This is a genomic window from Actinomycetospora sp. NBRC 106378 (genome assembly GCF_030269685.1).
Classification (GTDB): Bacteria; Actinomycetota; Actinomycetes; order Mycobacteriales; family Pseudonocardiaceae; genus Actinomycetospora.
The window spans coordinates 104,252-119,350 of sequence record NZ_BSTT01000005.1; the positions used below are offsets into that span (position 1 = coordinate 104,252).

The 15,099-nt window shown below is 77.4% G+C and carries 1 protein-coding gene (running past one end of the window); it reads left to right on the top strand.

Annotated elements, in window-relative coordinates:
- Nucleotides 1-15,099: the start of a type I polyketide synthase gene (locus QSK00_RS13805; RefSeq protein WP_285591588.1), read on the top strand. It continues 17,286 nt past the right edge of the window; only the first 15,099 of its 32,385 coding nucleotides appear in the window; the start codon lies at nucleotides 1-3; its stop codon lies beyond the right edge, outside the window.

Sequence of the window (15,099 nt, forward strand, 5' to 3'; positions counted from 1 at the left end):
ATGAGCACGCCGAGCAACGAGTACGTCGAGGCCCTGCGGACGTCGCTGAAGGAGATCGAGCGGCTCCGGCGCCAGAACGAGGCGCTCGTCGCCGCGGCCGCGGAGCCGGTCGCCGTCGTCGGGATCGGCTGCCGCTTCCCCGGCGGCGTCGCGTCGCCGGAGGACCTGTGGCAGGTCGTCGTCGAGGGTCGCGACGTGCTCGGCCCGTTCCCCACCGACCGCGGCTGGGACCTCGAGCGGCTCGCCGGCGACGGCGAGGGGGCGAGCCTCGCGCAGGTCGGCGGGTTCCTCGACGACGTCGCGGGCTTCGACCCCGGGTTCTTCGGGATCTCCCCGCGCGAGGCGGTCGCGATGGATCCGCAGCAGCGCATCCTGCTGCAGATCACCTGGGAGGCCCTCGAGCGCGCGGGCATCGACCCGTCCGGCCTGCGCGGCAGCGACACCGGCGTCTTCGTCGGGACCACCGGTCAGGACTACGGCGAGGTGATCGCGGCCTCCGACGAGGACGTCGAGGTCTACTCGACGACCGGCCACGCGGCGAGCGTGATCTCCGGGCGGCTCTCCTACACGCTGGGCGCCGAGGGACCGGCCGTCACGGTCGACACCGGGTGCTCCTCCTCGCTCGTCGCCCTGCACCAGGCGGTCGCCGCCCTGCGCGCCGGCGAGTGCTCGATGGCCCTCGCCGGCGGCGCCTCGGTGATGGCGACCCCCGGCCCGTTCGTCGCCTTCACCGCCCAGAGCGGCCTCGCGGCCGACGGGCGGTGCAAGCCGTTCTCCGACCGCGCCGACGGCACCGGCTGGGCCGAGGGCGCCGGCGTGCTCGCCCTCATGCGGCTCTCCGACGCGCAGCGCGCGGGCCGCCCGGTCCTCGCGGTCCTGCGGGGCTCCGCGATCAACCAGGACGGGGCGTCGAACGGGCTGACCGCCCCGAACGGGCCCTCCCAGCAGCGGGTCATCCGCGCCGCCCTGCGCAGCGCGGGCCTCGCGCCCGGCGACGTCGACGTGGTCGAGGCGCACGGCACGGGCACGACCCTCGGCGATCCGATCGAGGCGCAGGCGCTGCTCGCGACCTACGGCCAGGACCGCGACGAGCCCCTGCTGCTCGGCTCGGTGAAGTCGAACATGGGCCACACCCAGGCCGCGTCCGGCGTCGCCGGCGTCATCAAGATGATCATGGCGCTGCGCGCGGCCACCGTGCCGCGCAGCCTGCACGCCGAGGAGCCCTCCACCGACGTCGACTGGACCGCCGGGGCCGTGCGCCTCGCCGCGGACGCCGTCCCGTGGCCGGAGCGGGGCCGGCCCCGGCGGGCCGGGGTGTCGTCGTTCGGCATCAGCGGCACCAACGCCCACCTGCTCCTCGAGCAGGCCCCCGTGGCGACCGGGAACGAGCCCGCCGGGACCCCGCCCGCGCTGGTCCCGTTCGCCCTCTCGGCGCGGACCGCCGCGGGCCTCGACGCCCAGCGCGACCGCCTGTCCGCGCACCTCGCCACCCACCCCGAGCTGCGCCCCGTCGACGTCGGCCACTCCCTGGCCGCGGGGCGCGCGACCCTCCCGCACCGCGCGGTCCTGCTCTGCGCCGACGCCGTCCCGGCCGCCGCCACCGAGATCGCCCGCGGCGTCGCGGGCGAGGGCGGCACCGCCCTCGTCCTCTCCGGCCAGGGCTCCCAGCGCCTCGGCGCGGGGCGCGAGCTGTACGCCCGGTTCCCCGCGTTCGCGGCGGCGTTCGACGAGGCCTGCGCCCGGCTCGACGAGCACCTCGCCGGCCACACCGACCGCCCGCTGCGCGAGGTCGTGTGGGGCACCGAGCCGGAGCTGCTCGACGACACCGGCTGGGCCCAGCCGGCACTGTTCGCCCTCGAGGTCGCCCTCTACCGGCTCGTCGAGTCCCTCGGTCTCGTCCCCGACGCGGTCGCCGGCCACTCGGTCGGCGAGATCGCCGCGGCCCACGTCGCCGGGGTGCTCACCCTCTCCGACGCCGCCGCCCTCGTCGCCGCCCGCGCCCGGCTCATGGCCGCGCTGCCGTCCGGGGGGTCGATGGTCGCCGTCGCCGCCACCGAGGAGGAGGTGACGCCGCTGCTCGGCCCCGGGGTCGCGCTGGCCGCGGTCAACGGGCCGGCCGCCGTGGTCGTCTCCGGCGACACGGACGCCGTGGCCGCGACCGTCGCCGCGGTCGGTGAGCGGTTCGGTGACCGCCGGACGACGGCCCTGCGGGTCAGCCACGCCTTCCACTCCCCGCTCATGGACCCGATGCTCGACGCGTTCCGGTCGGTCGCCGAGGGGCTGACGTACGCCGAGCCGACGATCCCCGTCGTCTCCACCCTGACCGGCGCGCTCGCCGGTGCCTCCGACCTGCGCAGCGCCGACTACTGGACCCGGCAGGTCCGCGGGTCGGTCCGCTTCGCCGACGCCGTCTCCGGTCTCGTCGGGCTGGGCGTCGACACCCTCGTCGAGCTCGGTCCCGACGCGGTGCTCTGCGGCATGGCCGACGACTCCCTGCCCGACGCCGCCGTCGCGGTCCCGCTGCTGCGCCGAGACCGCCCGGAGGAGCGGACGCTCCTGGCCGGCCTCGCCGCCGCGCAGGTCCGCGGCGCGGGCGTGCGGTGGGACGCCCTGCTCGCCGACGCCGGGGCCCGCCCGGTCGACCTGCCGACCTACCCGTTCGCGAACCAGCGCTACTGGCCGGCGGCCACCAGGGGCGCCCGCGACGTCGCCGCCGCGGGCCTCGACGACGCCGGGCACCCGCTGCTCGGCGCCGCCGTCGAGCTCGCCGACGGCGGAGGGGTGCTGTTCACCAGCCGCCTCTCGCTGCGCACCCACCCCTGGCTCGCCGACCACGGTGTCCGTGGGCGTGCGCTGCTGCCCGGCACCGCGTTCGTCGAGCTCGCGATCCGCGCGGGCGACGAGGTGGAGTGCGACCGGATCGAGGAGCTGACCCTCGCCGCGCCGCTCGTGCTGCCCGAGCGCGGGGCGGTGCAGCTGCAGGTCCGCGTCGGGGCTCCCGACGACGACGGCCGGCGAACGCTGGGCATCGCCTCCCGCGCGGAGGGCGGGCTCGACCCGTCGTGGATCCAGCACGCCACGGGCGTCCTCGGGGTCGGCGGCGGTCACCCGGACCCCGCGTTCGACGCGGCGGCCTGGCCGCCCGCCGACGCCGAGGAGATCGACCTCACGGGCTGCTACGAGCGGCTCGCCGACCTCGGCTTCGACTACGGCCCCGCCTTCCGCGGGCTGCGGGCCGCCTGGCGCCGCGGCACCGAGATCCTCACCGAGGTCGCGCTGCCCGAGCGCTGCGGCACCGAGGCCGCGGGCTTCGGCCTGCACCCGGCCCTGCTCGACGCCGCCCAGCACGCGGCCGCCTACGGCGAGTGCGGCCTGCTCAGCTCCGGCGGCCTGCCCTTCGCGTGGTCCGGGGTCCACCTGGCCGCCTCCGGCGCCGGCACCGTGCGGGCCCGGATCGTCCCCGACGGCGAGGACACCGTGTCGATCGCCGTGTACGACACGACCGGCGAGCCCGTGCTCGCCGTCGACGCCCTCGTCTCCCGGGCCGTCCCCGCCGGCGAGCCGGACACCGCCCTGCGCGACGCCCTCTTCCGGGTCGAACCCACCGTCCTGGCGCCGGTCGACGGTCCCGGGCCGGCCACCGTCGGCGTGCTCGGCGCCGACGACGACCTCCCGACGGTGCTCCGCGCGGCCGGGTGCGCCGTGGTCGAGGACCTCGCGGCGGGCCCGATGCCCGAGGTCGTGGTGGCCGCCCTGCCCGCGGGCTCCGGCGGGCACCCGGCGACCGCCGCGCACGAGGCGGTCACCGCCACGCTGGCCCTGCTCCAGGCCTGGCTCGCGGACGACCGCGCCCTCGACGCCCGCCTGGTGCTCACCACCCGCACCACCCGCACCGCGGCGGCCGACGGGCCCGACGCGCCCGCCCGCCTCGCCGCCGCGGCCGCCGCGGCGCTCGTCCGGACCGCCCGCACCGAGAACCCGGGCCGGGTGGCGCACCTCGACCTGCCCGCGGGCGACGTCGACCCGGCCCTCCTGCGCGCCGCGCTCGCCGCCACCGGCGAGGAGCCCGACGTCGCGGTCGTCGACGGGGAGCTGCGCGCGCCGCGGCTGGCCCGCGAGACCCCGGCGGGCAGCACCCCCACCTTCGACCCCGGGGGCACCGTCCTCGTCACCGGCGGTACCGGCGGCCTCGGCGGGGTCCTCGCCCGCCACCTCGTCACCGCCCACGGCGCCCGCCGGTTGCTGCTCGCGAGCCGCCGGGGCGCGGCCGCGGACGGTGCGGCCGCCCTCGTCGACGAGCTGACGGCACTCGGCGCCCACGTCGAGGTGGCCGCCTGCGACGTGACCGACCGCGCCGCCCTCGCCGGCCTGCTCGCCGGGATCCCGGCCGAGCACCCGCTGCGGGCCGTCGTGCACACCGCCGGCACCGTCGACGACGGTGTCGTCGGCACCCTCGACCCCGCCCGGGTCGACGCCGTGCTCGCCCCGAAGGTCGACGCCGCGTGGCACCTCCACGAGCTCACCCGGGACCTGCCGCTCGACGCGTTCGTGCTGTTCTCCTCGGTCGCCGCGGTGTTCGGCAGCCCCGGGCAGGGCAACTACGCCGCCGGCAACGCGTTCCTCGACGCCCTCGCCCGGCACCGCCGTGCCGCCGGCCTGCCCGGCCTCGCGCTCGCGTGGGGGCCGTGGACGAGCGAGGTCGGCATGACCGCCGCCCTGTCCGCCGTCGACGCCGAGCGCATCGCGCGCTCCGGGCTGCCCCCACTTTCCCTCGAGCAGGGGACCGGTCTGTTCGACGCCGCGCTGCGCTCCGCGGCGCCCGCCCTCGCCCCGGTGCGCCTCGACCTGGCCGTGCTCCGCTCGCGCGGCGAGATCGCGCCCGTGCTGCGCGGCCTGGTCCGCGCGCCGGCCCGCCGTGCCGCCGCGGTCTCCACCGCCGCCACCGGGACCGACGGGCTCGCCGCCCGCCTCGCCGGCCTGGCCGGTGCCGGGCGCCGCGAGGTGCTGCTCGACCTCGTCCGGGCCCGGATCGCCGACGTCCTCGGCCACACCGACGCCGCCGAGATCGAGGCGGGCCGCCCCTTCGGCGAGCTCGGCCTGGACTCGCTGACCGCGGTCGAGCTGCGCAACGGGCTGAACGCCGCCACCGGGCTCCGCCTGCCCGCGACCATGGTCTTCGACCACCCCACCCCGAACGCCCTGGTCGACCACCTCGACGCCGAGCTGCACGGCTCCCTCGACGCGACCGCGGCGGCGGCGGCCCCGGCACCCGCCGTCGTGACCGGGACCGACGACCCCGTGGTGGTGGTCGGCATGGCGTGCCGCTACCCGGGCGGGGTCGCCTCGCCCGAGGACCTGTGGGCGCTGCTGGTCGCCGACGGCGACGCCACCGGACCGTTCCCGACCGATCGCGGCTGGGACCTCGCGGACCTCTACGACCCGGACCCCGACCGTCCGGGGCACACCCACGTCCGCGCCGGCGGGTTCCTGCACGGCGCCGGGTGGTTCGACCCGGAGTTCTTCGGGATGAGCCCGCGCGAGGCGCTCGCCACCGACGCCCAGCAGCGCCTGTTGCTGGAGACGACCTGGGAGGCCGTGGAGCGCGCCGGGATCGACCCCACAAGCCTGCGCGGCAGCGCCACCGGCGTGTTCGCCGGGATCATGTACAACGACTACGCCGATGCCCTGACCGACGACGAGTACGAGCCGTTCCGCGGCAACGGCAGCGCGCCGAGCGTCGCGTCCGGCCGGGTGTCCTACACGCTGGGCCTGGAGGGCCCGGCCGTCACGGTCGACACCGCCTGCTCGTCCTCGCTGGTCGGGCTGCACCTCGCCGCGGCGGCGCTGCGGGCGGGGGAGTGCACGCTCGCCCTCGCGGGCGGCGTCACGGTGATGTCGACCCCGAGCACCTTCGTCGACTTCTCCCGGCAGCGCGGCCTCGCCCCCGACGGCCGCTCCAAGGCCTTCGCCGACGCCGCCGACGGCGTCGCCTGGTCCGAGGGCGTCGGCATGCTCGTGCTCGAGCGCCGCTCCGACGCGGAGGCGAACGGGCACCGGATCCTCGCCGTGCTGCGCGGATCGGCGGTCAACCAGGACGGCGCCTCCAACGGGCTGACCGCCCCGAACGGGCCGAGCCAGCAGCGGGTCATCCGCCAGGCCCTCGCCGCCGCCGGCCTCACCCCGGCCGACGTCGACGTCGTCGAGGCCCACGGCACCGGCACCACCCTCGGCGACCCCATCGAGGCGCAGGCGCTGCTCGCCACCTACGGCCGCGACCGCGACCCGGAGCGGCCGCTGCGGCTCGGCTCGGTCAAGTCGAACCTCGGGCACACGCAGGCCGCCGCCGGCGTCGCGGGCGTCATCAAGATGATCCTCGCGATGCACCACGAGGTGCTCCCGCGGACCCTGCACGTCGACGCCCCGTCGCGGCACGTGGACTGGACCGCGGGCGCGGTCGAGCTGCTCACCGACCCCGTCGCCTGGCCCGCCGCCAGCGCGCCCCGCCGCGCCGGGATCTCCTCGTTCGGGATCAGCGGCACCAACGCCCACGTCGTGCTCGAGGCCGCCCCGCAGCCCGCCCCGACGACCCCGGACGCCACGCCCACCGACCTCCCGTGGGTCCTCTCCGCCCGCACCCCGACCGCCCTCGGGGAGCAGGCGGCCCGGCTGCTCGCGCACGTCGAGACCCACCCCGGGCTGGACCCGGCTGCCGTCGGGCACGCCCTGCTCACCGCCCGCGCCGCCTTCGACCACCGCGCCGTCGTCCTCGGCGACGCTGGCGAGCGCGCCGCCGCCCTGCGTGCCCTCGCCGCCGGGGCCCCGGACACCGCGGCCCGCACGGGGGCCGTCGCCCGCGGCCGCGTCGCGTTCCTGTTCACCGGCCAGGGGTCGCAGCACCTCGGCATGGGCCGCGAGCTCGCCGCCCGGCACCCGGTGTTCGCGCGGACGTTCGACGCCGTCGTGCAGCGCCTCGACGCAGGCCTCGGGCAGAGCCTGCGCGACGTCGTGTGGGGCTCCGACGCCGCGGCGCTCGCCCGCACCCGCATCGCCCAGCCGGCCATCTTCGCCGTCGAGGTGGCGCTGGCCGCGCTCCTCGAGTCGTGGGGGATCGTGCCGGACGCCGTCGCCGGCCACTCGGTCGGCGAGATCGCCGCCGCCCACGTCGCGGGGGCGCTGGATCTCGACGACGCCTGCCGGCTCGTCGTCGCCCGCGGCACCCTCATGGACGCCCTGCCCGACGGCGGCGCCATGGTCGCGCTCGCGGCGGACGAGGACGAGGTCACCCCGCTGCTGGGGCCCGACGTGTCACTCGCGGCGGTCAACGGCCCTCGCGCGGTCGTCGTGTCCGGCGCCGAGGACGCCGTGCTCGCCCTCGCCGCGCAGGTCGCCGCCCTCGGCCGGCGCACCACCCGGCTCGACGTCAGCCACGCGTTCCACTCCCCGCTGATGGAGCCGATGCTCGACGACTTCCGGGCCGCCGTCGCGGACCTCGCCCCGGCCGCACCGCGGGTCCCGCTGGTGTCCACCCGCACCGGCGCCCTCGCCGACGCCGACGCGCTGGGCTCGGCCGAGCACTGGGTCCGCCACGTCCGCGACACCGTCCGGTTCGCCGACGGCGCGGCGTCCCTGGTCGACCTCGGTGCGACGACCTTCGTGGAGGTCGGTCCCGACGCCGTCCTCGCGGCCCTGGTCGCCGACGCCCTGCCCGCCGGTGGGGCGGCCGTCCCCACGGTGCGTGCCGAGCACCCCGAGGCGCGCGCGCTGCTGGAGACAGCTGCGGCGCTGCACGTCCGGGGCCTGCCCGTGGACTGGGCCGCCGTGACCGGTGCGCTCCCGGGCGCCCCGGTCGACCTGCCGACCTACCCCTTCCAGCACCGGTGGTTCTGGCCGGTCGCGCGCCCCGGCACCACGGGCGACGTCCGCGCCGCCGGGCTCGGCGCCGCCGGGCACCCGCTGCTCGGCGCGGCCGTGCACCTCCCCGACGACGACGGCGTCCTGCTGACCGGCCGGGTCGGTCCGACCACCCACCCGTGGCTCGCCGACCACGTCGTCTCCGGCGCCGTGCTCCTGCCCGGCACCGCGCTGCTCGAGTGCGCCGTGCGCGCCGGCGACGAGGTCGGTGCCTCCCACGTCGAGGAGCTGACCCTCGCCGCGCCGCTGGTGCTGTCGCCCGACGGTGCGGTCACGCTGCAGGTCCGGGTCGGGGCTCCCGACGACGCCGGCGCCCGTCCGCTCACCCTCCACGCCCGCCCCGAGGCCGACGCCGACGGGCCGTGGACCCTGCACGCCTCCGGCACGGTGGCGCCCGCGGTCGCCCCGGCGCCGGCCTCCGACACCGTCTGGCCGCCGGTCGGCGCCGAACCGGTCGAGGTCGAGGGCTGCTACGAGGCCTTCGCCGACGCCGGGTTCGCCTACGGCCCGACCTTCCGCGGCCTGCAGGCGGCCTGGCGGGACGCGACGAGCGTGTACGCCGAGGTCGCGCTGCCGGTCACCGACGCGGCCGAGGACGCCGAGCACGCCGTCGCCGGCTTCGGTCTGCACCCCGCGCTGCTCGACGCCGCGCTGCACGCCGCCCTGCTCACCGCCCGGGGGCCCGGTGGCCTGCCGTTCGCGTGGGAGGGCGTCACCCTGCACGCGACCGGGGCCACCGCGCTGCGCGTCCGGCTCACCACGGACGCCACCGGTGGGACCGCGATCGCCGTCTCCGACACCGCGGGCGCCCCGGTCGCGACCGTCGACCGCCTGCTCGCCCGGCCCGTCGACGCCGGCGCCCTGCGTGCCGACCCGACCCGCGACGCCCTGTTCGCCCTCGACTGGGTGCCGGCCGCCGCGCCGGCCGACCGACCCCTGGGCCCCGTCGTCGTGCTCGGCGCCGGTACGGCGGCGGACCTCGCCGCCTCCCTCGTCGCGGACCTCACGGACGCCGGTGTCACCGTCACCGCCCTGCCCGACGTGGCCGCCGTCGCCGACCACCCCGGAGCCACGGTCGTCCTCCCCGTCGTCGGTGACCGGACCGGGTGCGGCGACCCCGCGACGGCCGCGCACGCGTGCTCCACCGACGTCCTCGCCCTCCTGCAGACGGGGACCAGGGTCGTCGCCGTGACCGCCGGGGCCGTCGACGCCGGGGACAGCGGCGTGACCGACCCCGCGGCCGCCGCGGTCTGGGGTCTCCTGCGCACCGCCGCGTCCGAGGACCCCGGCTCCGCGCGCCTCGTCGACCTCGACCCGCACCGCACCCGGAGCACCGTGGCCCACGGCGAGCAGCTCGTCGCCGCGCTGCGCAGCGACGAGATGCAGCTCGCGCTGCGCGAGGACGCCCTGCTCACCCCCCGCCTCGCCCGGGCCGCGACGGAGACCGACCTCGTCGTCCCCGACGGAGGGCACTGGCGGATGGACAGCCCGGCCCTGGGCAGCCTCGACGCCCTCACCCTGGTCCCCGCCGAGGCCGCGGACGCACCCCTCGGCGCCCTCGACGTGCGCGTCGACCTGCGCGCGTCCGGCCTGAACTTCCGCGACGTCCTCAAGGCCCTGGACATGTACCCGGGCGACGCCGGACCCTTCGGCCACGAGGGCGCGGGTGTCGTCGCCGAGGTCGGCGCCGAGGTCACCGACCTCGCGGTCGGCGACGCCGTCCTCGGCGTCATGACCGGGAGTCTCGCCTCCCGCACCGTCCAGGACTCCCGGCGCCTCACCCGGGTGCCCGCCGGCTGGGACTTCGCGACGGCGGCGTCGGTGCCGTTGGTGTTCCTGACCGCCTGGTACGCGCTGGTGGATCTGGCCGGGCTGCGTCCGGGGGAGAAGGTCCTGATCCACGCCGGGGCCGGTGGGGTGGGGATGGCCGCGATCCAGATCGCCCACCACCTCGGCGCCGAGGTGTATGCGACGGCGTCGGAGCCGAAGTGGGAGGTGCTGCGCTCGTTGGGGGTGGCCGGGGATCACATCGCGTCGTCGCGGGATCTGGGGTTCGCGCAGCGGTTCCCGACGGTGGATGTGGTGCTCAACGCCCTGTCGGGGGAGTTCGTGGACGCCTCGCTGGGGTTGTTGGGGGCGGGTGGCCGGTTCCTGGAGATGGGCAAGACCGACGTCCGGGAGGCCGGGTCGGTGCCGGAGGGGGTGATGTATCGGGCGTTCGATCTGGGGTGGGTGGAGCCGGGTCGGATCGCGTCGATGTTGGGCGAGCTGGTGGGGTTGTTCGGGGTCGGGGCGCTCGAGCCGGTGCCGGTGCGGTGTTGGGACGTGCGGCGGGCGCGGGAGGCGTTCCGGTTCATTTCGATGGCCCGGCATGTCGGGAAGATCGTGTTGAGGGTTCCGCGGGGGCTCGACCCGGAGGGGACGGTGCTGGTCACGGGTGGCACCGGTGGTCTGGGTGGGTTGCTGGCGCGGCATCTGGTGGCCGAGCGGGGAGTGCGCTCGCTGCTGCTGTCGAGCCGTCAGGGTCCCGACGCGCCGGGGGCGGCGGAGCTGGTCGCCGAGTTGGAGGCCCTCGGCGCGAGCGTGCTGGTGCGGGCGTGTGACGTGGCGGACCGGGCGCAGGTGGACGAACTGGTCGCGGCGGCGCCGCGGCCGCTGACCGCCGTGATCCACACCGCCGGTCTCGTCGACGACGGGCTCCTGAGTTCCATGACCCCCGAGCGTCTGCACCGCGTGCTGGCGCCGAAGGTCGACGGTGCGTGGCACCTGCACGAGGCCACCGCCGGGCTGGACCTGGCGGCCTTCGTCCTCTTCTCCTCGGCCGCCGGCGTGCTCGGCAGCGCCGGCCAGGGCAACTACGCCGCGGGCAACGCCTTCCTCGACGCGCTGGCCGTCCACCGCCGCGACCTCGGCCTCCCCGCGACCTCACTCGCCTGGGGCGCCTGGGCGCAGGGCGTCGGCATGACCGCCGAGCTGTCCGACCGCGACGTCGCCCGCGCCGCGGAGTCCGGGATGCCGCTGCTCGACGTCGAGCAGGGCCTCGCGCTGTTCGACGCCGCCACCCGCAGCGGGGCCCCGGCTCTCGTCCCGGTCCGGATCGACCCGGCCGCGCTGCGCGCGGCGGAGGTCGTGCCGCCGCTGCTGCGCGGACTCGTCCGGACCCCCGCCCGCCGGACCGCGAGCGCCGACCGCGGGACCCTCGCGGCGCTCGGGGGCCTCGACCGCGCCGCCCGTCGCGAAGCGCTGCGCGACCTGGTGCGGACCCAGGCCGGCCTCGTCCTCGGCCACGGGGGCGACGACGAGATCGACCCGGAGCGTGCCTTCCGCGACCTCGGGTTCGACTCCCTGACCGCGGTCGAGCTGCGCAACCGCGTCGGCACCGCCACCCGGCTGCGCCTCCCTGCGACGACCGTGTTCGACCACCCCAGCGTCGCCGCCCTCGCCGAGCACCTGCTCGACGAGCTCCTCGGGCCGGACACCACCCCGGCGACCCCCGCCGGGCCGCACCCCGCCGACCCCGCGGACCTCGCCGACGACCCGATCGTCATCGTCGGCATGAGCTGCCGCTTCCCGGGCGGGGTCACCTCACCCGAGGGACTCTGGTCGGTCCTCGCCGAGGGCGCCGACGTCATGTCCGGCTTCCCGACGAACCGCGGATGGGATCTCGACGCCCTCTACGACCCCGACCCCGCGCACACCGGCACCTCCTACGCCCGGGAGGGCGGGTTCCTGCACACCGCCGGCGACTTCGACGCCGACTTCTTCGGGATGAGCCCACGCGAGGCCACCGCCACCGACGCCCAGCAGCGCCTGCTGCTGGAGACGACGTGGGAGGCCATCGAGGGCGCCGGCATCGACCCGACGTCGTTGCGGGGCAGCGCGACCGGGGTGTTCGCCGGCGTCATGTACAGCGGCTACGTCACCACCGTCCACGGCGAGGAGCACGAGGGGCTCGGCGGGCAGGGCAGCGCCCTGTCGGTCGCCTCCGGCCGCGTCTCCTACACGTTCGGCCTCGAGGGCCCGGCGATGACCGTCGACACGGCGTGCTCCTCCTCGCTGGTCGCCATGCACCTCGCCGCGCAGGCCCTGCGGGCGGGGGAGTGCTCCCTCGCCCTGGCGGGCGGCGCGACCGTCATGGCCGTCCCCGACACCTTCGTCGAGTTCTCCCGACAGCGTGGGCTCGCCCCGGACGGACGCTCCAAGCCGTTCTCGGAGTCCGCGGACGGCGTCGGCTGGTCCGAGGGCGTCGGCATGCTGGTCCTGGAGCGCCGCTCGGACGCGCTGCGCCACGGCCACGAGATCCTCGCCGTGCTGCGCGGGTCGGCGGTCAATCAGGACGGGGCCTCGAACGGGCTCACGGCACCGAACGGCCCCAGCCAGCAGCGGGTCATCCGCGCCGCCCTGGCGTCGGCCGGGCTGACGACGGCCGACGTCGACGTCGTGGAGGCGCACGGCACCGGCACCACCCTGGGCGACCCGATCGAGGCGCAGGCGCTGCTCGCGACCTACGGCCGCGAGCGGGACCCGGAGCAGCCCCTGCTGCTCGGCTCGGTGAAGTCGAACCTCGGGCACACCCAGGCCGCTGCCGGCGCCGCCGGGGTGATCAAGATGATCCTGGCGATGCGCCACGGGACCCTGCCCGCCACCGCGCACGTCACCGAGCCCACCTCCCACGTCGACTGGGCGTCCGGCGCGGTGGAGCTCCTGACCGCGACGACGCCGTGGCCCGAGCGCGGACACCTCCGCCGGGCCGGCGTGTCGTCGTTCGGCATCAGCGGCACCAACGCCCACCTCATCGTCGAGGCTCCCGGTTCGGCGCCCGTCCCGGAGCCGGCTGCCGGGACCGGGCCGGTGCCGTGGCTGCTCTCCGCCCGGACGCCGGCCGCCCTGCGCGACCAGGCCGGCCGCCTCGCCGAGGCCGTGGCCGTGCTCCCCGCCGAGCAGACCGCCGACGTGGGCGCAGCGCTCGCGACCTCGCGCGCCCTCTTCGAACACCGCGCCGCGGTCGTCGCGGGGGACCGGGACAGCGCGGTCGCCACGCTGCAGGCCTTCGCGGCCGGTGACGACACGGCGGCCACCGTCGGTCGGGCCCGGTCCGGCCGGACCGCGGTGCTGTTCTCGGGTCAGGGGTCGCAGCGGTGGGGGATGGGTCGTGAGCTCCATGGCCGGTTCCCGGTGTTCGGGGCGGCGTTCGACGCGGTGGTGGCCGGGTTCTCCGGTCTGCTGGATCGGCCGTTGGGCGAGGTGGTGTGGGGTTCGGACCCGGAGTTGCTGGACGAGACGGGGTGGGCGCAGCCGGCGTTGTTCGCCCTGGAGGTGGCGCTGTTCCGGCTGGTGGAGTCGTGGGGGGTGGCCCCGGATGTGCTGGTGGGGCATTCGATCGGGGAGATCGCGGCGGCGCACGTGGCGGGGGTGTTCTCGCTGCCCGACGCCTGTCGTCTGGTGGCGGCGCGGGCGTCGTTGATGCAGGCCCTGCCCACGGGTGGGGCGATGGTGGCGCTGGAGGCGACCGAGGCGGAGGTCTCGACGTGGCTGACCGGTGAGGTGTCGATCGCAGCGGTCAACGGTCCCCGCTCGGTGGTGGTCTCGGGCACCGGCGACGCGGTCGCGGCCGTCGTCGGGCAGTTCGCGGAGCGGCGCAGCACCACCCTGCGGGTCTCGCACGCGTTCCACTCGCCGTTGATGGAGCCGATGCTGGCGGAGTTCGCCACCGTGGCGGAGTCGCTGGACTACTCGACGCCGCGACTGCCGGTGGTGTCCACGGTGACCGGGAACGACGCGGATCTGAGCGATCCGGGCTATTGGGTGGAGCAGGTCCGGGCCACGGTGCGGTTCGCCGATGCGGTGGAGACGCTCGAGGCGCGTCGGGTGGGGACGTATCTGGAGGTGGGTCCGGGCGGGGTGCTCTCGGCGATGGTCGCGGGGGCGCTCGGTGGGGACGCGGTCGTGGTCCCGGCCCTGCGCCACGGCACCGGCGCCGACACCGACACCGGCACCGACGAGATCGAGGCGATCACCGCGGCCTTCGCGACCCTGCACGTCAGCGGCGCGCCGGTCGACCGGGGAGCCTGGTTCGCCGGGCCGGCGTCGCGTCGCGTCGCGCTGCCGACCTACGCCTTCCAGCACACCACCTACTGGCCCACGGCCAAGCCGCCGGCCGACGCCGCGGCCCTCGGCCTCACCGCCACCGGGCACCCGCTGCTCAACGGCGCCGTGGAGCTCGCCGACGACGGCGGGGCGCTGCTCACCGGGCGCGTGACCCTCGCCGGGCAGCCGTGGCTCGCCGACCACGTCGTGGCCGGCACGGTCGTGCTGCCCGGGACCGCGCTGCTCGAGTGCGCCGTGCGCGCCGGGGACGAGGTCGGCGCCGGCCGGGTCGAGGAGCTGACCCTCGCCGCGCCGCTCGTGCTCCCGCCCACCGGCGCGGTGCTCCTCCAGGTCCGGGTCGGTCCCGACGACGGCCGCGGCCGCCGTTCGGTGACCCTGCACGCCCGGCCCGAGGCCGGCGGTGACGGCTGGACCCTGCACGCCTCCGGCGCCCTCACGGCCGCCACCACCGCGGCCACCGGCACGGCCCTCGACGGCGAGTGGCCGCCGCCGCGGGCCACCGCCCTCGACGTCGAGGACTGCTACCCGGCGTTCGCGGCGGCGGGCTTCGGCTACGGCCCCGCCTTCCGCGGGCTGCGCGGCGCCTGGCGCGACGACCGCGACCACCGGGTCCGTTACGCCGAGGTCGTCCTCCCCGACGCCGCCGGCGACGGCACCGGGTTCGACCTGCACCCGGCCCTGCTCGACGCCGCCCTGCACGTCGCACTCCTCGCCGCCGGCGGCGAGGAGACCGCCGGCCTGCCCTTCTCCTGGGAGGGCATGACGCTGCACGCGACCGCCGCCACCGCGCTGCGGGTACGACTCGCTCCGGCCGCGGGCGGCGGGACCACGATCACGGTCGCGGACGCCGCAGGCGCCCCCGTCGCGCACGTCGACCGCCTGCTCGCCCGGCCGCTCGAGGCCGCCACGCTCGCCCCGGCCCCGCGGGTCGCGGACGCCCTGTTCGGCGTGGACTGGACCGAGATCGACCTGCCGGCCGTCGACCTCCCGGCGGAGCCGGCCACCCTGGGTCGCCGCGACGTCCTCCCCGGCTCCACCGGCCGGCACCACGACACCCTCGACGACCTCCTCGCCGCCGAC